General features: G+C 37.8%; 15 protein-coding genes. 4 read left to right on the top strand and 11 right to left on the bottom strand.

Features of this window, described 5'->3' with window-relative positions; all coding sequences use genetic code 11:
• Positions 1-11 precede the first annotated feature (11 nt).
• The 10 genes from RBU60_RS01640 to RBU60_RS01595 form a co-directional block, all read right to left on the bottom strand.
• Positions 12-5,213, bottom strand: coding sequence for a GEVED domain-containing protein (locus tag RBU60_RS01640; protein WP_308862875.1), 5,202 nt, complete (start codon positions 5,211-5,213; stop codon positions 12-14).
• Between the two features lie 847 nt (positions 5,214-6,060).
• Positions 6,061-6,390, bottom strand: coding sequence for a 2Fe-2S iron-sulfur cluster-binding protein (locus RBU60_RS01635; RefSeq protein WP_308862874.1), 330 nt, complete (start codon positions 6,388-6,390; stop codon positions 6,061-6,063).
• The gene (locus tag RBU60_RS01630) at positions 6,390-7,451 is read right to left on the bottom strand and encodes an NAD(P)/FAD-dependent oxidoreductase (RefSeq protein WP_308862873.1); all 1,062 of its coding nucleotides are present in this window, start codon (positions 7,449-7,451) and stop codon (positions 6,390-6,392) included. The genes RBU60_RS01635 and RBU60_RS01630 overlap by 1 nt, the downstream gene beginning before the upstream one ends.
• Before the next feature lie 50 nt (positions 7,452-7,501).
• Complete coding sequence (locus RBU60_RS01625; protein ID WP_308862872.1) at positions 7,502-7,750, bottom strand: NifU family protein; 249 nt, start codon at positions 7,748-7,750, stop codon at positions 7,502-7,504.
• Positions 7,751-7,754: 4 nt separating this feature from the next.
• Positions 7,755-8,888: an Mrp/NBP35 family ATP-binding protein gene (locus RBU60_RS01620; RefSeq protein ID WP_308862871.1), complete on the bottom strand. Its 1,134-nt coding sequence runs from the start codon at positions 8,886-8,888 to the stop codon at positions 7,755-7,757.
• A gap of 105 nt (positions 8,889-8,993) precedes the next feature.
• Entirely contained in the window at positions 8,994-9,326 is a 333-nt protein-coding gene (locus tag RBU60_RS01615) for an MGMT family protein (protein WP_308862870.1), read from the bottom strand.
• The gene (locus tag RBU60_RS01610; RefSeq protein ID WP_308862869.1) at positions 9,319-9,942 is read right to left on the bottom strand and encodes a LysE family translocator; all 624 of its coding nucleotides are present in this window, start codon (positions 9,940-9,942) and stop codon (positions 9,319-9,321) included. The genes RBU60_RS01615 and RBU60_RS01610 overlap by 8 nt, the downstream gene beginning before the upstream one ends.
• Positions 9,943-9,944: 2 nt before the next feature.
• Entirely contained in the window at positions 9,945-10,619 is a 675-nt protein-coding gene (trmB, locus tag RBU60_RS01605) for a tRNA (guanosine(46)-N7)-methyltransferase TrmB (protein WP_308862868.1), read from the bottom strand.
• A gap of 334 nt (positions 10,620-10,953) precedes the next feature.
• Positions 10,954-12,009 (bottom strand): sensor histidine kinase, encoded by a 1,056-nt coding sequence (locus RBU60_RS01600; RefSeq protein ID WP_308862867.1) that lies wholly within the window; start codon positions 12,007-12,009, stop codon positions 10,954-10,956.
• Positions 12,009-12,692, bottom strand: coding sequence for a response regulator transcription factor (locus RBU60_RS01595; RefSeq protein WP_308862866.1), 684 nt, complete (start codon positions 12,690-12,692; stop codon positions 12,009-12,011). Before RBU60_RS01595 ends, RBU60_RS01600 begins: the two co-directional genes overlap by 1 nt.
• A gap of 180 nt (positions 12,693-12,872) precedes the next feature.
• Here RBU60_RS01595 and RBU60_RS01590 point away from each other — a divergent pair, with 180 nt between their 5' ends.
• The 4 genes from RBU60_RS01590 to RBU60_RS01575 all read left to right on the top strand — a co-directional run bounded on the left by RBU60_RS01590 (position 12,873) and on the right by RBU60_RS01575 (position 20,621).
• Positions 12,873-15,710 (top strand): TonB-dependent receptor, encoded by a 2,838-nt coding sequence (locus tag RBU60_RS01590; protein ID WP_308862865.1) that lies wholly within the window; start codon positions 12,873-12,875, stop codon positions 15,708-15,710.
• A gap of 48 nt (positions 15,711-15,758) precedes the next feature.
• Positions 15,759-17,678, top strand: a complete 1,920-nt coding sequence (locus tag RBU60_RS01585; protein ID WP_308862863.1) for a hypothetical protein — start codon at positions 15,759-15,761, stop codon at positions 17,676-17,678.
• 151 nt (positions 17,679-17,829) lie between these two features.
• Complete coding sequence (locus tag RBU60_RS01580; RefSeq protein ID WP_308862862.1) at positions 17,830-19,563, top strand: T9SS type A sorting domain-containing protein; 1,734 nt, start codon at positions 17,830-17,832, stop codon at positions 19,561-19,563.
• Between the two features lie 77 nt (positions 19,564-19,640).
• Positions 19,641-20,621, top strand: coding sequence for a LuxE/PaaK family acyltransferase (locus RBU60_RS01575; RefSeq protein ID WP_308862861.1), 981 nt, complete (start codon positions 19,641-19,643; stop codon positions 20,619-20,621).
• Positions 20,622-20,765: 144 nt separating this feature from the next.
• On the opposite strand, the gene tyrS is transcribed toward RBU60_RS01575, so the two are convergent.
• Complete coding sequence (gene tyrS / locus RBU60_RS01570; RefSeq protein WP_308862860.1) at positions 20,766-22,061, bottom strand: tyrosine--tRNA ligase; 1,296 nt, start codon at positions 22,059-22,061, stop codon at positions 20,766-20,768.
• Positions 22,062-22,138: the final 77 nt, after the last annotated feature.

The raw sequence follows: 22,138 nt of genomic DNA, 5'->3' as shown, positions 1-22,138 counted from the left end.
TAATTTTTTAATTATTTAGTTATAAAGCGTTTAACAATACGCTGATCTCCTTGCTTCACTTCTACAAAGTAAGTTCCATTCCCTAAGCTATTGCCCGGGCTTACATGAATCTTCCCATTGGTAAAAATTTCTTGTGAGCTGTATACTTCTCTTCCTAGAAGGTCACGTACACTAATGCTCACCTGTTGATCTTTCCATAAAGAAGAGCTTAGGTAGAATCCACTTTCAATCGTAGTTGGATTAGGATAAAGTTGTAAGCTATGATCTAATACACTACTGTCTGTAAACAAGCCTTGTTCTTCAAATCTTAGGTAGAATCTATCGGTAGCTTTACTCTGCTCAGAATCTAGATCTACATTAAAATTAATTAGATTCTCTCCTTCTACTAAAGCTACTTCTTCTTCCGTAAAGGAATCTACAAAATACGCTTTAGCTTCACCTAAATTTCCTGTTTCAACTAACAAGGTATATCCTTGGTGTTCGTAGTTGTCTGTAAATAGCTGAATCTCTTCTGCATCTACAGGCATCTTTCTGCGCTCTATACTATACACAGCGCCAAGACTTCCTGTTCCCATGTTTTCGGTAAAGTTGAATGCTTTTACTGCATCTTCACTATTAAGCACATTGTTGTATGCCGAAGAAAAATGAATCATAAAGTTATCGTGAAGTTTGGCTCCAGCCACATAGTTCTCTGTGGTATACAACTGCGTTTTAATAAATCCATTAGCATTCACTAAACTCTCTGCTCTAAAGGTACTAGTATGATTTCCTGGTGCTTTATCGGCTTCAGAAAATAAAACAGAAGTAGTTCCATTTGAATCCGTAGCTACTTGAACGGCTTGTCCTGGCTGTACGTATTGGTTAGCCTGTGAACTTGCTCCATTACTACCATCACTTAAATCTACCGTTACATAGGCTCCGTTAACTCCTAAACTAGGATCATACACGTAGCAATAATTGGCATTTAAGTTTTGAGAGTTCGCAATTACCGAAGTAATGTCTATAGCACTCTGGTAAGGATTTGCAATTAAATTGAACTCATTAGCAACACTGCTTAGGTTGCTGGTTTGAGTTAAATCTCCAATATGCAATGTCCCACGGCTACGTAAGGTGGTTTCCCCTGCCGAAGCATTGGTTGTTAAATCTATAGAGCGATCTCCACGTACAAAAAGTAAATAGCCTTCTCCTGCCGTAATCGTATTCACATCGGTATTGGCTACCGCTGCAAAATCTTGGTTAGCCGCATCTAAGGTAAATAAAGACGGATTCCCAGTTACTGTCCCATCAAAACCATTTTGTTGGTCGGTGGTGCTTCCTGTAATGTGTGTTCCAAAACCTGGTGCTGGATTATCGGTAGCACTTGTTGCTCCTTCTTGCCAGTTGGCGTGAATAGAAGTACTTGTCGTTACCGGACTACTTACAAAACGATAAGCTCTATTAGCACTCGTGTAACGCTCTACAGTAAACTCCCCTGTAATGCTAGAACTTGCAGGCACTGCTGCCAATTCTCCATCGCTGGTAGCGGCACTTTTAAAGATCATATCTCCGTTATTGGTGATATCTCCATTGATGGTCAACACGCTTTCCACGTTTAAAGTGGCTCCGCTGTTCACGGTGATGTTGTTCACTTCGATGTCACCGGTAAAGCTGGCTTCACCATCTATAACAACGATATTATCTGAGGCTGTTGCATTGGTATTAGGGTCACTTGGTGACCAAGCGCCAGCTTCATAAATAAAGCCTGAGAATGGAGTAATGTCGATTGTATAGTCTTCAAATTCACCATTCGTAAAACCTGTTTCACAAGGGTCAACATCACCAGAGGTTGAAAGCCAATGACTCACTATTCTCATTCTTGTTTCTCCTGTAGCTGCACTTAAAGGGATGGTAAAATCTCCTGCATGTGCAGCACTATAACCTGAGCTACTGTATGCAACTTCTTCTGTAGTATCAAACAAACCATCTTGATTCCAGTCAACCCAGATTCTAAATCCAGCAGTTCCTCCTATAATATCAGCGGTAAAGCTAAGTTCATCACCAGCATTCGCTTCAACAGTCATAGTTGTAAAATCGCCATACCCATCAGCAGAATATCCACTACCCATGTTGGAAATATTTTGAGCTCCGCCAGTGGTAGCAAAGTTATCGATGTAACGACCTGAATTTGTTCCTTCAGGTATACAATAGCAATCTGACGGATTCGGATTTAAACTTACTGCTATTACAGCAGAATCATCTATATCTCCGTTGATGCACTCTACATGGTAACGATAGTCTGTTGCTGTATCAATTCCAGCAACATTAAGAGTTGAAGCAGCCACACCTAAATCAGTCCAAGTACCTGCTCCAGCTGGAGATGATTGCCAAGTACGAGTTAAACCATCTGCAGGTTCTGAATTACCTGTAACAGACATACTAAAAGGTGCTAAAGCACATACTTCCATTGTGGTATTTCCCAAAACTGTTCCTGCAACAGCCTCAGTACAAGTAGCTAGTACAATAATGTCAATGGTGTAATCTTCATATTCTCCTTCACCAGTATGAGAACAAGCATTAGCAGGTCCACTACTTGGAGTGTAAGAAGATCCAATTCTCATTCTATGGCTTCCTGTAGCTCCTGCTGGCATTGTGATAGCGCCTGTATAATCTGCGGAATAACTCGAAGATTCAAAAACCACTTCAGTTGTTTCATCAAACATAAGGTCATTGTTCCAGTCTATCCAGATTTTTAAACCTGCAGTTTCTCCACTTTCCATTGTAACGGAGTAATCAATGTCTCCCTCTGGGCTAACCATTACAGTTTGAGCAGAGAAATCGCTATAACCTGTTCCAGTTAAACCAGCACCAGAATTGAGGTTGCTGATATCTTGACTTGAATCTCCTGTTATAGTAACGCTTTCTATATAAGCATCATCTCCTGAATTAGTTGGAATACAATATCCTGTGTACACGTCTAACGGTCCTACCCAGTCACTTGTTCCATCTAAGTTACAATCGGCTTGAACGTACACGTCATAGGCAGTTTCAGCTGTTAGACCAGTTATTTGATAGTTAGTAACAGCAGCAACATCTGTTGCTATTTCTTCTGCATCCCCAGGAGTATAACCTGGAGTTCCCCAAGAAATATTCCAAGAAGATTCAGAAGCACCAGCAGTCCAATCGATGTCTGCCGTCGTCTCGGCTACACCTGTTGCAACAAGCGCTGTTGGTGCGATACAAGAAGGTACTTGCTCCCAAGAAACATCATCCCAATAGTGGCTAGTTGCATTGTTAGCAGATTTGATTGCCAATCTTGCACCCGCAGGAACAGTATTAGGAACAATCACTGAATATTCAGAATTTGAAGCATAAGTTGAATTGTTAATAGCAACATCTTCAATTAATATAAAGCTATCATAATCACTCACATCGGTAACATATCCTACTGAAAGGGTTCCTGTTCCTGAGCCAACTCTTGCTTTAAACTTTAACCAATGCGTTCCAGCATCTATATTAGAGAACTCAGGTAGTGCTACAATCACAGAAGTTGAAGTAGCTGAAGTGTACTGATATATATTCCGAGTTCCAGAAGCTGGAGAAGTTGAAGATATGGACTGACTACCTGCAGAGACTGCTGGAACCATTCTTTCCCAACAATCAGGAACGATACTTCCTGTACCGTAAGAATCGAAATCTTCAAACATAGCGGTTATTGCGCCACAAGCCGTCGTAAAGGTAACGGGACCAGTCCAATCGGCTACATACATATCACAATCGGCACGTACATAAAAATCATATGTAGTATTAGGAGATAAACCTGTTTTAGTATAAGGATGACTTCCTACACTAGGATCAGTTCCGCTACCACTTGGAAGCGTTGGGTTAGTTTCATCGTGTTCAACCACAAATACATCCCAGTCCATAGAGCTCGTATCGGTATCCCAATCTAAATCTACGGTAGTAGTGCCAATATTATTAGCGATAAGACCTGTTACCTTAGGGCAAGCAGGAGCAAGCTCCCAACTCACATCGTCTATAAGTACGCTGACAGCTCCAACGGTATGCAAAGCAAAAACAACATCGCCTGCAGGCATTCCTGTTGGTGTAGCCAAAAACTCTTGTGGAGTCGTGCTACTATCAGTCTCAATAGATGAAATAAGAACAAAGCTAGTTTCATCAGAGGAGTCTAATAAATACCCAAATTCAATGGTTTCCCCTGCAGTAAAATTGGCTCTAACATTCATTGAAATTTGATGTGTATTAGCAGCAGCATTGTCTACAGAAGGCAAGGCTACAGTTGCACCGTCATACATATATAGAACTCTAGCTCCAGAAATACCCGTACTAGCTTGAGTCTTAACACTTCCTGCAGCTCCTACTTTTGTCCAGCAATTAGGAAGATCTGAACCCGTTGTGGCTTCAAAATCTTCAGAAAAGTCGCTTACAGTTGCACAAGTTGTTTTAAAGTATATCATGGCCAGACTGCTTTCTTCACTTCCGCAATCGCTTTTAATCCAATAATAATAATCGGTGTTTGGGGTTAAGCCGCCAGTATATCCAAATCCTAAATTATCACTTGCCATCGTATAAAATCCAGAAGTGGGTTCCGTACTGTCTCCTTCCACCAATTTAGCAAGATAGCCATCTGGCTCACCAGTGATAGGCTCTTCCCATGATAATCCAGCATTATTTGGCCCGTTAACGGAAACCGACAAATTCTGGGGAGGAGTACATGCAGGAGTAGCATCAACAATATCTATCACATAATCGGTGCTTTGTGGATCCGCCCAAGTAGAGATTACAATGTAATAAGTCTCTCCTGTTTGAACCGGAAGACCGTTAACCTCTAAAGCTGCTGTACCAGAAGTGAGTGTATGTCCACCTACTGTACTCGTGAATGGGCATCCAGTCATCACAAATACACCTGTATAAGTGCCATGATTTGTAACAGAAATATCAATCAGTTGATTTTGCGTTGGAGTATAGGCATACACCACATCGTCTCCTCCCAAATAGTTTTCATAAGGGTCCCCAACTGCATCTGGAGTTAGCGCAGGAACGTCACCGCTCTCGTAATCATCTCCATACGTGGAGGTATTTCCAGCATCATTAAAAGGCAAACTGGAGACCGTTATGGGGCCGTCGCAGGTTTCGCCATAGACTTGCGCGTGCCCAGGCGTCCACATAAGCGTGGCAGCCAGAGTTGCAACACATAATAATATAATTTTTTTCATAATAAAAGTATTAATTAGTCATTAAAAAAAGTGTTAGGTTATTAAACTTATTGCCTAAGTAGATGGGGTAACTCCCAAAAAGAAAGCACCATTCCATCGCTAAGCTTTATTTTGGCAAATCAGTTTGCGTTGGGGCAGGTATAATAAACATACCTAATAACTGAAGTTCTAGCTTCAAAAATGTTGGAGGGGTTTAGGTTCTAAGTTTTCCTATAGAATTACCTTTCTTTAAACGCAGAATTGTTCTGTACAGGAAACTGCCTTAGAAAAGTAGCACTATGCAAAATAGACTTGAAAAGTTTAGTTTTATTCATATAATACCTACTTACAAATGTTAATAAATTAATTAATCTTTTACTAAGATATGTTAAAAAAGTTTAATTTATTACAAATTATCATAAATTATTCAATAGTTACTAAAGCAATCAATCTTATCGTATTTATTTGTCTTTTGTCGATTAAAATAATATTATTAAAGTTTATATTTTTAAAATAACAAAGCTACTTGTCTAATTATTAATCCCTTAAATAACAGCGATGAATGCTTGCTTCATACTTCTCTCTGCTTTGAAAAAGAAAATCATATCCTACTGTAAATAAAGATTTATGCTTGTTCGAAATTAAAATTGGGATATCGTTTCCCTATTCATGAAATCCTAGATAAAAGCTTTCTTAGTGCTGAATTTTTTCAGAAAATAAAAATGGAAGAGCCCCAAAAAGCAAACCAGCAAACTAGTTCAATTACTATCGTTTCACAAAAAACCCAGAGAAAATTCTCCCTAGGCTTAAACCTAAAAAAGCCCGCAATAGTGCGGGCTTTTTACATTTTATAAAATTTAAAAAATACCTAAGATTCTGGTGCTAGTTTTACTTTTAGGCCCTCCATCTCCGGAAGCATAGGGATTTGACAGCTCAAACGGCTGTTGTCTTCTACATAAAAAGCTTCGGCAAGCATGGCTTCTTCATCATCTTGCATTTCGGGAAGCTCGGTGTTAGACAGCACATAACATTGGCAAGAAGCGCACATGGCCATTCCGCCACAAATTCCAATAGTTCCTTCTGGCGCAAGCTCATAAGAACGCACGACTTCCATAAGGTTCATCGCCATATCTGTGGGCGCGTCTATCTGATGCTCTACACCCTCCCTGTCTATAATTGTAATCTTAATATCACTCATTAGTCAATGGCTTTAACAACTGCTTTTGGGGCTTCTTTTTTGGTTCCATCAAAACCAGTAACTCCGCCAACGGTGGTATATTTCATCACGTATTTTTTATCTGGAAAAATACGCTGGTAAGCACTCTGACACATTAAAGTGGCTTCGTGAAAACCGCAAAGAATCAGTTTTAACTTCCCAGGATAAGTATTCACATCTCCAATGGCATAAATACCAGGAATATTGGTTTGGTAATCTAACGAATTATCGACTTTAATCGCATTTTTTTCAATCTCTAAGCCCCAATCGGCTATAGGACCGAGTTTAGGAGAAAGTCCGAATAAAGGAATAAAGTGATCTACTTCTAGCAAAATTTCTTCGGAAGCTTCATTGTTTTTACGGATTAAAACCGACTCTAATTCATCTTCCCCATTTAACTGAATAATTTCTCCCGGAGTCACCAACTTGATCTTTCCTAAATCCTTTAAAACCTTCACGCGATCTACCGAATCTAAAGCGCCTCTAAACTCGTTTCTACGGTGCACCAAAGTTACTTCTGAAGCTACATCGGCCAAGAAGATACTCCAGTCTAAAGCAGAATCTCCTCCTCCAGCAATGACCACGCGTTTGTCGCGGTATACTTCTGGATCTCTAATAATATATTCTACGCCTTTATCTTCAAATTTTGCAATATCAGCCAGCGGTGGTTTTCTAGGTTCAAAACTACCTAAACCTCCTGCAATAGCTACCACAGGAGCGTGGTGTTTGGTGCCTCTACTAGTCGTGACAATAAACGTATCATCTTCCAGTTTCTCTATGGTTTCTGCGCGTTCTCCTAAGGTAAAACCAGGCTCAAAGGGCTTGATTTGCTCCATCAGGTTATCTACTAGATCTCCTGCTAAAACTTCAGGAAAAGCAGGGATATCATAAATGGGTTTTTTGGGATATATTTCTGAACATTGACCTCCCGGTTGAGGCAATGCGTCTATAAGATGACATTTTAATTTAAGTAAGCCAGCTTCAAATACCGTAAATAAACCCGTGGGACCGGCTCCAATAATCAGTATATCTGTTTTAATCATAACTTTTGTACTGTTCGATTTTTTACTTCCGCTTGACGGAAAAATCTTTTTTAATTCACATTAATCACTTTTTCAATTTGAGGTGCATACTTCTTGATCGTCATCTCTACCCCAGATTTTAGCGTCATTTGATTCACGCTACAACCTACGCAAGCTCCTTCTAATTGAACTTTCACCATATTCTCTTCCGCATTGATTTCGACCAGCGAAATATCTCCTCCGTCATTTCTTAAAAAAGGTCTTATCTCTTCTAATGCCTTTTCTACATTTGCTCTCAATTCGTGATTTGCTACTTTCATAGGTTTAGTTTTTAACGGCACTACAACCTGCCATGGTGGTGATTTTTATCGCTTCTGTTGGCGGTAAATCTTTATTTCTATCCACCGTTTGTTGTACTACATTTTTGGTGATTTCTTCTAAGGCTAGCGCAATAGGTGTTCCTGTTTGTAATGCTGCAGGTCTTCCTATATCACCAGATTCGCGAATGCTTTGTACCAAAGGAAGTTCTCCCAAAAATGGAATTTCTAAATCTTTAGCTAAATTCTTAGCTCCTTTCTCTCCAAAAATATAATACTTATTATCTGGCAACTCCTCTGGAGTAAAATACGCCATATTTTCAATAATCCCGATAATAGGTACATTAATACTTTCTTGACGAAACATCGCTACTCCTTTTTTAGCATCTGCTAAAGCTACGTTTTGAGGCGTACTCACAATCACAGCTCCTGTAATAGGTAGCGACTGCATAATTGATAAGTGAATATCTCCCGTTCCTGGAGGAAGGTCTACTAAAAGAAAATCTAGCTCTCCCCAATCGGCATCAAAAATCATCTGATTTAATGCTTTTGCCGCCATAGGCCCTCTCCAAATTACCGCTTGGCTAGGTTTGGTAAAGAAACCGATGGATAGGATTTTTACCCCGTAATTTTCTACAGGTTTCATCTTAGATTTTCCATCTACTGTAACCGAAAGAGGTTTTTCTCTTTCTACATCAAACATCATCGTTGTTGATGGTCCGTAAATATCTGCATCCAACAAACCTACTTTAAAGCCCATTTTAGCTAAGCTTACCGCTAAATTTGCGGTAACCGTAGATTTCCCTACGCCTCCTTTTCCTGAAGCCACGGCTACAATATTTTTTATACCAGGAATTGCCTTCCCTTTGATCTCGTTCTTCGTGTCTTTTGGAGCATCAACCTTAATGTTTACCTTCACTTTAGCCTTTTTATATACATGCTCGTGAATCGCTTTCATCACATCTACTTCTGCTCTCTTTTTAATATGTAATGCCGGAGTAGTCAATTGTAAATCTACAATGACCTCATCTCCAAAAGTAAGTACGTTTTTTACGACTCCACTTTCTACCATATTTTGTCCTTCTCCCGAAACACTAATAGTTTCTAGCGCTTTTAGGATTTCATTTTTTTGCAACTTCATAAAAATCTTGTTTCTATTATGCTTACTTAGAATAATTCTAAATGCAAATATAAGGGTTAAGTATGTAACAAAGAAGGAGATTGACCGAATTTATCTATGCCCGGTTTACTTTTTAGAATCGCTCTTAGGATCCCAAAAAAGAGCTTTAAAATCCTGAACTTTATCGCCCTCCACCTCTATTCCTTCGCTTTCTAATAACTGTTGCATTAGGTGCGTACCTGGGAAATGATGTTTTCCTGTAAGTAGGCCATTTCTATTCACCACTCGGTGCGCAGGAACATCTTCTAGTGCAGAAGCTCCATTCATTGCATAACCTACCATTCTAGCACTTTTAGCAGCGCCTATGGCTTTAGCTATTGCGCCATAACTGGTAACTCTCCCATAAGGGATTTGTCGAGCGACTTCATATACTCTATGGTAGAAATTGTCTTTAGCCATCTGCGAAAATTCTAACTAAGGTGACTATAATTAAGATGGCCATAAGAGCGGCCATAAAGTAATTGGAATACTTAGAGAACGACTTAGTGTGCTTTTCTATCTTCAAAAAGGAAATTACATAAATATACAAGGTCGTAAAAGTTCCTAATGCCGCTGCAAAAGAAAATGCAGTAATATTCAACCACCCATAGCCTTGATCAGGATTAAAGGCCGTACTAATGGCCACAAAATAAGGAATAGGAAAAACATTTACCGAAGCAATCATTACTCCCTTTAAAAAACTTTTTGCCGAACTCTTTTTGGAAGCCTCCACTTTCGTTTTTTCTTTTCGTGCCTCAATAAAAAAGTAAATTCCCATAATTACAAAAACTACAAGCCCCGCGCGAAGCATCATTTTTTGCACGTAGGGATGCGTAAAAATGTATTTTGCCATTAGAATGGCAATTAAAGCCTGGATAAACACAATAATCGAAGCTCCCAAGGCTACAAGGACACCGCTTCGCTTGCCTTTATCCACACAACTTTTTGCTACCGTCATATTCACCAAGCCTGGAGGAATCACTCCTGCCAAAGCTGCGAAATACGTTATTAAAAAAAGTTGTAATGTTTCTATCAAATCTATTTCACTTTAAATTTTATGTAGGTAATGCGTTTATTTTGTTCAAGATACTGCTTTTCATAGAAAGTTTGTATGCCTACCACTTCTTTTGGACTGTATTCGTTTTTATACACGTCATGATTGGCGTGTAGAATCTCGTGCCCTTCCCCATGCAACAAGCCCAAGGTGTAGCCATGCATAAATTCGCTATCGGTTTTTAAATTGACGATTCCGTCTTCTTTAAGGATGTGTTTATACTTCTGTAAAAACTGGGTGTTGGTTAAGCGGTGTTTGGTGCGCTTGTATTTGATTTGCGGATCTGGAAAGGTAATCCAGATTTCATCAATTTCATTTTTTTCAAAAATACAATCAATAAGCTCTATCTGAGTTCTTAAGAAACCTACGTTAGCAATCCCATCTTCTAATGCTGTTTTTGCGCCTCTCCAAAAACGAGCGCCTTTAATGTCTATTCCTAAAAAGTTCTTTTCGGGGAACATTTCAGCAAGCCCTAAGCAGTATTCTCCTTTTCCACAACCTAATTCTAATACGATAGGTTGCTCGTTTTTAAAGAAGTCTTTTCTCCATTTTCCCTTTAACGGAAAGCTTTCTTCGACAATTTCTTCTCTTGAAGGTTGAATAACATTTGTAAAGGTTTCATTCTCTTTAAAACGTCTTAACTTATTTTTACTTCCCACGGCTTAGTTTTAATATTTTCGGTAAAATTAATTAAAATAATGCAGAGGTAATCCATGTTATTTTTGTTTGTAACAAAAAAGAATAACTTAGCAGTTCTGCTTCATTAGAAATGAGAACTTGGCATTAGCTGTATTCTTATCCCTCATACAACAAAGAAACATGGATTTTAATCTATTTTGGTTTTAGATGGATGTTTTATGCATCTTAAAAAGATTGCGAGAAGAAATCCGCGGAAGCGAAAAAAATCTTCTTTTTATCTTCGGAAGAAATCAGGTTCGCTCTAAACAACTTTAGTTTAGCCGCTATACTTCTACCCATACGAACTTTTTGACTTTAGGTATTTTTTTTCAGTTTCTCTAAGGTAAATGAAAACTCGCTCCCTACCCCAAAATCACTTTCTACATAGGTTTTCTCGTTATGAGCTTCTAAAATATGTTTTACGATGGAAAGTCCGAGTCCGGAACCACCCTCTTTTCTAGAACCACTTTTATCTACCCGATAAAAACGTTCAAAGAGACGCGGAATATTTTTCTGCTCAATGCCTTCTCCGTTATCAGTGATCCTGATAATGATTTTATTCTTGATAAGATTCTCTATGCTTACCTCGGTTGTACCATCATTTTTACCGTACTTAATAGAGTTAACGATTAAATTGGTAAGCACTTGCTGTATTCTTTCCTTATCAGAAAAGACCAGGATCTTATCGTTATAATCCATATCAAAGGTTAAGGAGATGTTCTTTTTGGCTGCCTTCATTTCTAACATGTCAAACACACTCTCTATAAGCTCTACAATGTTATACTTTTCTTTGTCTAGATGTAAATCGCCTGTTTCTAGCTTGTTGATCATATCTAAATCTTTAACAATATAGATTAGCCTGTCTACTCCCTTACTGGCGCGTTCCAAGTATTTGTCTCGTACGTTTTTGTCTTTAATGGCACCATCAATTAAGGTAAGCACATACCCCTGAACCGTAAAAAGTGGCGTTTTTAATTCATGAGCAATGTTTCCCATAAATTCTTTTCTGTAGTTTTCTCTCACCTTTAAAGATTCTATCTCTAGCTTTTTGCCCTTCGCAAATTTTTCAATCTCTTTGGTCAGGGTAGCCATATCTGTCGTGACTTGCTTTTCTTGTAAATTAGAAGACTCTAACAGGGAGACATTATCATAAACCGCTTTGACCCTCTTGTAGATAAAGTGTTCGATTCGCAATTGAATAATGAGAAACGAAAAAACAGAACAGCAGATTCCGAAGAACAACAGCGGTTGCCAGTGAAAAGAGCGAAGGTAAATTACTTCATACAACAGGATGAGACCCACCATAAATAAAGTGATAAATCCTGAAGTATAGAAAGCAAATTTATAAGATCGTTTAAATTCTTTAGCCATTAGATTACAAACTTATACCCTACTCCTTTTACGGTCTTAAACCTCTCATCTCCTATTTTCTCTCTTAATTTTCTAATGTGTACATCGATGGTTCTTCCTCCCACGACCACCTCATTGCCCCAAACTTGATTTAAAATATCTTCTCGGGTAAAGACTCTTCCTGGTTTAGAAGCTAAAAGTGAAAGCAGCTCGAATTCTTTTCGCGGTAAAATAATTTCATCTTCCCCGTTAAGAATTTTATACTCATCTCTATTAATGGTAAGATCTCCTATGGTAACAATATTGCTTTCGGGCTCTTCGGCATGAAGTCTTCTTAATAGAGCTTTTACTTTACTCACCAATACTTTTGGTCTAATGGGTTTAGTAATGTAATCATCTGCTCCAGCATCAAAACCTGCCATTTGAGAATAATCTTCTCCTCTAGCGGTCAAAAAAGTAATAATAGTATTTTGCAAAGCAGGTATTTTCCTTATCTGTTCACAAGCTTCAATCCCATCCATCTCTGGCATCATTACATCTAGAATAATTAAATTCGGCTTTTTCTTCTTTGCCTTCTTTACCGCTTCTTTTCCATTTTCGGCAGTAAATATTTGGTAGCCTTCCGCAGAAAGGTTGTAGCTCACAATCTCTAGAATGTCTGGATCATCGTCAACAAGCAATATACTGATGTCATTTTTACTCATAACCAATAGGATTAAAATTTAGGTAAAAGTAAGTATAATATTAAAACCCCTAAGTTAAGATTTTTTCCAATTTCTTAACATTGGTAAGGATTTGCTAACACTAAGGCAGGGTATAGTTAATCTGCGGGTAACCCCTTTTAGACTTCTCTTGTTTTTCTTTGCCTCGTAAATAAACATGTAATGAAAAAACTTTTTGCCCAAATCTTATTTTTCTTTTCAGCTTTCGCATTTGCCCAAGAAACTGGAACTATCGCTGGGGCCCTTAGCGATAAAGAAATGAATAACGAGCCTTTGCCTTTTGCAAATGTTACCGTTAAAAACACCTCTAAAGGCACCACCTCTGATTTTGATGGATTGTATAAAATTGAAAACATACCTACAGATATTTATACCATTGTAGTTAGTTTTATTGGGTACGAAACGGTAGAGATTCCTAATGTAAAAGTTGAAGCCAATAAAGTAACTGAAATAAATACTGGCTTAGGAGCGAGTGCTGCTGCATTAGATGAAGTAATGATTACTACAGTAAGTAGAAGAGACTCTGAAGTAGCTCTTTTGCTTGATCAAAAAGATGCTGTTGATATTAAAGAGAGTATAGGTTCTCAAGAACTTACTAAGCTTGGCGTAAGTGATGCTGCTACAGCAACTACCAAAATTTCTGGAGTTAGTAGTAGTGAAGCATCTGGAGATGTTTTTGTGAGAGGACTTGGTGACCGTTATTTATACACTACCCTTAACGGAATGCCTATTCCTTCAGATGATATTGAAAGAAAAAATATTGACCTAAGCTTGTTCCCTACACGAATTGTTCAAAGTGTATCCATAAGTAAAACCTATTCTTCAGCAAACTCGGCCGATCAATCTTCGGGAAGTATAGACATAAGCTCTAGGAGTTTAGTTGGGTTACAAGAATTTGGTTTTGGAACCCAAGTAGGATTAAACACAAATGCAAATGCAGAAGGTATTGGCAGCAATTTTAAACGAACTGCCAATGAAAGTGACCTTTCTTTAGGTTTCTATTCTAAAGACATTTCTACAAAAGATGCTATTACCGACCAGACTTGGAATGCCCAAAGCACTAATATGCCTATCAACTATCAATATTCTTTGACTGCTGGAAAAAAGATTGGAGAGAAATTCAAGGTATTTTTCACAGGTTCTCAATCAAGCAAATTTGAATACTCTGAAGGTATTTTTAGACAGTTTGAAAGAAACAGAAGGAATGTAGAATTTACAGATGCTTCCTTATACAATAACACCATCAACACTACTGGATTATTGGATTTGAAATATCGTTTTAACAAGAAAAACGAAATTAAAGCTTTAAGCCTATTTGTAAACAAAGTAAAAGATGAGGTTTATGAAGTAGGTAGAAATCGAGAAGGTTTTGTTTTTGAAGAAGTTAACAACGAAGATCAATACAGTCAATTTGTTAGGGATCAAAATACAAAGCAAACAAGACTATGGGTTAATCAGTTATTAGGTGATCACGAAATTGGAGAAAAAAATCACCTTACATGGGGATTGGGGTATAATAAACTAAATGCAGATGAACCCAACCGTATTCGTAATGAAGTAAATATCAAGAAACCTACCAATACCGAAGGGGAACTTGTTGAATTAGGATTTCAAGGAGGTTTTCAGCAAAGAAAAACTTCTCAGATTCTTGAAGATTTAGAATATAATGCTAGGTTAAAAGACGAGTTTACCGTTTTTGAAAACGATTCAACCTCAACGTTAAAGCTAAGCTTGGGAGGTAACTATAGAAATAAAACTCGAGATTTTACTTCTGAATTTTTTGGGGTGACAGAAAATGGAGCTGGGGTTACCCCTCCATCTATAGATAATCTTGACGCTGTCTTTACTGCCGAAAACTTCAATAATGATTTGTTAGATCTTAGGCTTGTAAGAACTGACGATGATGGCAATATTAGACCTGATAAATATGATGCCGAACTTAATTCGAGCGCAGGTTTTTTAAATGTTAATTACTCTTTCAGCAAATTTAATTTAAACATAGGAGCTCGTTATCAAAAAGACATGATAGACCTCAACTACGATGTTGCCAATGCTCCTGGTGGTGAAGATGGAAGTGTTGAAAAAAGTTACGATAATTTCTACCCAGCTTTAAATATAAAATATGCTTTAAATGAAAAGCACAATTTTAGATTGGCTGCCAGTAAAACCATCACCTTACCAGAGTTTAAAGAAATTGCTCCATTTGAGTATGTTTCGGCTACTGGGCAAATCACCAGAGGGAATGTTGGCCTAGAAGCTAGTAACGTCTATAATTTAGATTTGAAATGGGAATTTTTCCCAACCAATAAAGAGCTTATTTCTGCCACTGCTTTTTACAAGAGTATCAAAGACCCAATCAACAGAGTGTTAGATAGAGGTTCTGCAGGCGTATTTTCTTTCTTCAACTCAGGAGAAGAAGCTACTATCTATGGGATAGAATTAGACGCAAACATAGGGTTGATTGCTTCGGATGAAGAAAATGGAATCAACATAGACTGGGGTATTAATTTTAGTAGAATGTGGCATAATCAAGACTTAAAAACAGAATTTAATGAGGATGGAACACTTGCCAGAACATTTAAGTACAACAAAAAAAATGAAATAGGTTTACAGGGAGCTTCAGATTATATCGTAAACTCTTCTTTAAACTTTTCAACCAACTGGGAAAGGGAATTTAACGCAAACATTTCAGGGAATTACGCTTCAGATAAAATATTTGCATTGGGATCTGCTCCAGATAGTCAAACCCAAGAGAACTCAGTACTCTACAATAATGAAATTATTGAAGAAGGTTTCGTAACCCTAAATGCTACGCTTAGCCAAGAGCTATCAGAAAGATTGTTATTAAGGTTTAAAGCTCAAAATATTTTAAATCCAGATATCAAAAGAACACAAGATGTACTGCCTCTTTCTGGAGGAGCTCAAAGTGAAAGCAACCAAACTACAAGATTATATACCAGAGGAGCCATATTTACCTTAGGTATTAACTATAATTTTTAAATCAAACTATAAACTTGAACTTTAATTTTAATTTTAAACACTAAACAAATGAAAAAAGCAATTAAACATTTATCGATTTTCTGCTCGATCGCAGTATTGAGTATGACCGCAATTAGCTGTAGTAGCGACGACGATTCATCTAGCTCAGATGACGATGGATCAACTCCTTCTGCTGAATTAAACGGAATGATCACTGAAGACACTACATTAGACTCTTCAGTAACTTATAATTTAACTGGTATTTTAAGTGTAGAAGAAGGAAACAAATTAACTATTCCTGCAGGAACTACGATTAACACTGGTACAGGAACAGATGTATATTTAGTCGTTCAAAAAGGTGCTCAAATAGATATTCAAGGTACTGCTAGTGCGCCTGTAAAAATGGGACCTACTACTGCCGGAGAATGGGGAGGAGTAGTAATCTTAGGTGATGCACAAACTACTGCTGGTACAAATGCTACTGCAGAAGTTGGAGGGCTTATTTATGGTGGTAACAACAGTTCTGATGACTCTGGTTCTATCGAATATTTAATCATCGAGCAGTCGGGAGCTCAAATTAACGCAGACTCTCAATACAACGGATTAACACTTTACGCAGTAGGATCTGGAACGAACATTAGCAATATAGCTATCCTTAACGGAACTGATGACGGTATCGAATTTTTTGGTGGATCAGTAAATGCTTCTAACGTTTATGTAGAAAACTTAGAAGATGATGCGATTGATTGGACTGAAGGATGGAACGGAATCTTAACCAATACGTATGTTTTACATAGTGAAGGTGACTTCTCTACGGCAATTGAAGCTGACGGTGTAAACAACGATCCTCAAATCGTAAACTTTACGGCTGTTTCTCAAACAGGTGGAAAAGCTTTACAATTTAAAGCACAATCTGGAGCAACTATTACTGGTTTATCTTTAAATGGTTATGACACTACTTTAGATTTTTCTGATGGTGGTCCTTTAGCTAATGTTTATATCAATGGAGAAATAGCAGATTTAGCTAATGCTTATACTGGTCCGGCAACCGTAAACATAGAAGACTTTGCTTGGGTAGCTAATGCTGGAAGTGACAACTTACTTAACGGATCTATTACTTCTGATAGGACTTTAGATGCTTCAGTAACTTATAACTTACAAGGTATTTTAAGTATTGAAAATGGAGCTTCTCTAACAATCCCTGCAGGAACAACTATCGAAACAGGAACAGGAACAGATGTTTATATCGCTGTTCAAAAAGGAGGTCAAATTTTTATCGAAGGAACCGAATCTAACCCGGTAGTAATGGCTCCATCTTCAGAAGGAACTTGGGGAGGTTTGTTGTTATTAGGAAACGCTGTAACTGCTGCAGGAACAAATGTAACTGCAGAAGTAGGAGGCCTTATCTATGGTGGTGATGACAGTACAGATAACTCTGGTTCTATTGAATATTTAATCATTAAGCAATCGGGAGCACAAATTAACGCTGATTCTCAATATAATGGGTTGACGCTTTATGCGGTTGGTTCAGGAACAACAATCAATAACGTTGCTTTTATAGGTGGAGAAGATGATGGAATCGAGTTTTTTGGAGGTTCTGTTAACGCAACAAATGTTTACGTAAAAGACTTACAAGATGATGCTATTGACTGGACAGAAGGGTGGAATGGTACATTAACCAATACTTATGTATTACATACAGAAAGCAATTTCTCAACCGCATTAGAAGCAGATGGAGATAACAACAATCCAACTATTACTAACTTTACTGCTGTTTCTCAAGCTGGTGGTAAAGCATTACAGTTTAAAGCACAATCTGGAGCAACTATTACAGGTTTATCTTTAACAGGATACGACACAACTATAGATATGGCTGACGATGGACCTTTATCAAACGTTCAAATTGAAGGTGAAGATGCAAGCCTCTTGATGGATTACAGTCTTCCTGCAACGGTAGAAGCTCCTGCATTTTCTTGGGCATTCAACTAAAAATGCATTTATATCTTACTATTAAAAAGTAAAATTAAAACACACAATTACAGTTAATTATACCCAAAGAAAACAAAGTTTTAAGAAAATTATAAGAATTAAGTGGACATATTTGTATCTTTGGGTACGTTTAAAAAAACACCTTTTTATTATGAAAAAAATTACTCTATTCATGTCATTGATGTTTATAGCATTTACATCTATGGCTCAAACACCAATTATCACTATGATCGCCGATGGCGATTGTGCTGGAGGAAATCCAAAAGTGCTAGAGGTTTATGCGGACGGAACGGTAGATTTTTCTATGTATTCCTTGGAGAATCAAACCAATACCAACACTACTTGGGGTAATGCCCTTAATCTTGCTGATTTAGGAACGCTAACCGATGAGTTTGCATACATCTATGCAGATGATCCTGCTTTTGCAACAGAATTTCCTAGTGCTACGAATACATTAGCAACTTCATCAAGCGTAATGAGCTTTAATGGAGATGATAGAATGAGAATTGTTTTAGATGCAGATTCTTCTGTCATTGATCAATTTGGTGTAGAGGGTCTAGACGGTACTGGAGAAGCTTGGGAGTACAAAGACGGATACGCTAAAAGAGCGAATGGAACAACTGCCAATGGAACATTTAATGTAGCAGATTGGAACTACTTTAACAGTGATTTAGACGGACAATGTGGAACAACTGGATTCGAAAACATCATTGAGATTGGAACATTTACACCGGGAACATCATCTTGCCCTTTAGTGGTTATTGTAGATTCTGTCGTTTGTGATTCAGAAACTGAAGGAGCAACTTCAGACACGTATACAGCTACCGCTACTTTTACAGGGGGAGGAACAGAAACCTATACCTTTACAATCAATGCAGGAACTGTAACTAGCCCAGATGATCCTTCTACTATGGCTACAGGAAGTATTGTCGTGACCAACATTCCTGAAGGAACAGACTTAACTTATACCATTACAAGTGCTAACTGTAACCTTCAAGGAACAGTGCCTTCTGCTTCTTGTGAGCCAACAACCAATGTTTCAGATATTGCTACCTTAAGACAAAGTCCTCTAAATGCAATCTATACGCTTACTGGAGAAGTGTTGTTAACTTACCAACAATCTTTTAGAGGTCAGAAGTATATTGAAGATGCTACAGGTGCCATCTTAATTGATGATATTGCAGGAAACATCACTACTACCTACACGATTGCTGACGGAATTACAGGAATTACAGGAGAGTTAAACGAATATAACGGAACTATGCAATTTATACCAGAGTCTGATCCTGGTGCTGCAACCTCTAACGGAAACGCTTTATCTCCGCAAGTAGTAACTATGGCAGATTATATCGCAAGTCCTCAAAGCTACGAGTCTGAATTAATCGCTTTCACCAACATTACTTTTGTAGATGGTGACGGGACAGCTACTTTTGATGTAGGAACAGAATATAATATCTCTAACGGAGGTGAAATGGTAACTATGAGAACACAGTTTTATGATGCAGATTACATTGGTGAAATTATTCCTAACACACAATTAACCAACCTTGTTGGAATTGCGGCTCGTTTTGATGATGGAACCACGGTTACTCCGCAAATCTTCCCAAGGAGCTTAGCTGATTTTGAAGCAGACTTGTCGGTAAACAATCATGCGTTAACCAACGTAAGCTTATATCCAAACCCAACAAATACTGGTTTCGTAACCATTGGAACAACTTCGTCTGAAGCGGCTTCTATCGAAGTTTACAACCTTTTAGGAAAGCAGGTAATCGCTCAAACTTTAACGAATTCTACTTTAAATGTTTCTAGTTTAGCTAGCGGGGTTTATCTAGTAAAAGTTTCTGTTGAAGGAAAAACAGCTACTAAAAAATTAGTGATTAAATAATCTTTCACTTAATTCACAATCAAAGCGTCTCTTTTAAGAGGCGCTTTTTTTATTTTTGTACTTGATCTCAACATCAAATGGCCTTACAACAACGTATTTTTTCCATTAAGAACCAACAAGACTTCGAAAAAGTAGCTCTAGAGGTTTTTCAATATCAGTATCAAAACAATGCTGTTTATCATGAGTTTTGTACTTATTTAAAGAAAGATGCCGCTACAATTAAAGCTTTAAAGGATATTCCCTTTTTACCTATTGAGTTTTTTAAGTCAAAGAAAATTCTTGATCGAGATGCAACGCATGAGGACATCTTCACCAGCAGTGGCACTTCAGGCAGTCAAGTGAGTAAGCATTACGTAAAAGACCTACGCCTCTACGAAAAATCTTTCCTAAACGGATTTGATCAATTTTATGGCGCATTAGAAGATTATGCCGTTTTGGCTCTGCTCCCCGCCTACCTAGATAGAAAAGGATCGTCTTTGGTTTATATGGCGAATGATTTTATCAAAAAAAGCAAGTACCCAGAAAGTGGTTTTTATCTGAATAACTTAAAGGAACTTTCCCAGACTCTTCAATCTCTGGAAAAGAGAAAGATCAAAACTTTACTTATTGGTGTCTCCTTTGCCTTATTAGATTTAGCGGAAGAGTTTCAGCTTCAGCTGAAAAATACCATCCTTATGGAAACCGGCGGAATGAAAGGAAGAAGAAAAGAAATGATTCGCACAGAATTACACGAGATCCTGGCAGAAGCATTTGAGGTGGATCATATTCATAGCGAATATGGAATGACTGAGTTATTATCTCAAGCCTATTCTAAGGGCCAAGGAATATTTTCTTGCCCTAGTCACATGCACCTGCTTATTCGCGATCCTGAAGATGCGCTGAGTTTTCTTCCGCAGCAAAAAACAGGAGGCATTAATGTGATTGATTTAGCCAACCTTCACTCTTGCTCGTTTATAGCGACGCAAGATTTAGGAAAGCAAGTAGGAAGTAATGAATTTGAGATTCTAGGAAGGTTTGACGCAAGCGATGTAAGAGGCTGTAACCTTATGGTATTATAATTATGTTAAAGTTCTCCAAAGCCTGTAATTAAGCTATTTTTATTACGTCTTAATAAGAGCTAAGATGAAAGTTATTTCATAATAGATTGGTTAGTTAGTAGGAAACCCCAAGCGCAATGCTTGGGGTTTCCGTTTTTTAATAACTTACACCGCTTTTAAAATATAAGTATTTTTCTTTCCTTTATTTAAAATCACGTAGGTATCATTAATAAGATCCTCTTTGGTAATCAAATAATCTTCTTTCACTTTCTCTTTATTTACCGAGATAGCATTTTCTTTTAGAGCTCTTCTAGCCTCTCCATTACTCTTTAAAAAATTCGTCTCGGCTGCCAAAGCTGCAATCATATCTAAACCACCTTCAATAAATTGACGCTTTACTTCAGCTTGAGGTACGCCTTCAAAAATATCTAAGAAGGTCTTTTGATCTAAGTCTCTTAAATCGCTAGCGGTACTTTTCCCAAATAACACTTGGGAAGCTTTAATGACATTCTCCAGCTCTTCTTTAGAATGTACCATCGTGGTTACTTCTTCGGCGAGTTTCTTTTGTAATTGCCTTGCGTGTGGTGCTTCGTGATGCGCTTTGACAAGGTTCTCTATTTCTTCTTGAGATAAAAACGTAAAAATCTTAATGTATTTTGCCGCATCCTCATCACTTGTATTTAACCAGTATTGATAAAACTTGTAAGGCGAAGTTCTTTCGGCATCTAGCCAGATGTTTCCTCCTTCGGTTTTCCCGAATTTGGTTCCGTCTGCTTTTGTAATCAACGGACAGGTAATTGCAAAGCCTTTCCCATTTCCTATTCTTCTTATCAGTTCGGTTCCAGTAGTGATATTTCCCCACTGGTCACTTCCTCCCATTTGTAAACTACACTCATGCTTATTGAATAAATGCAAAAAATCATATCCTTGAAGCAATTGGTACGTAAATTCCGTAAAGCTCATTCCTTCTTTAGATTCCGAAGAAAGTCTTTTCTTAACCGAATCTTTTGCCATCATATAATTTACGGTAATGTGTTTTCCTACATCTCTAGCAAATTCTAAGAAACTGAAATCTTTCATCCAGTCATAATTATTCACCAATACCGCACCGTTTTCTTCTTGCTGAGAGAAATCTAGAAATCGCTCTAACTGCGCTTTAATGGCTGCTTGGTTATGGGCTAAAGCTTTTTCATCTAATAAATTTCTTTCTTTAGACTTCCCAGAAGGATCTCCTATCATTCCCGTTGCTCCTCCTATTAAAGCAAAAGGCTTATGTCCAGACAATTGAAAGTGTCTTAACATCATTACGCCCACCAAATGACCAATATGTAAAGAATCTGCCGTAGGATCTATTCCCACATAAGCAGCACGCATCTTTTCTTGTAAATGTTCTTCTGTTCCTGGCATGGCATCATGCAGCATTCCTCTCCAAGTTAATTCTTGTACAAAGTTTTTGGTCATGGTTTTGTAATTTAGTTTTACCGAAAGACAAAGATATGAGAAACTGAAAATTTTCCTATTAGGATTTCGCTATATTT

It is taken from the genome of Mesonia profundi (assembly GCF_031085155.1).
Classification (GTDB): domain Bacteria; phylum Bacteroidota; class Bacteroidia; order Flavobacteriales; family Flavobacteriaceae; genus Mesonia; species Mesonia profundi.
The sequence above is the reverse complement of the archived record's forward strand: the minus strand, read 5'-3'. Positions and strand labels throughout refer to the sequence as shown.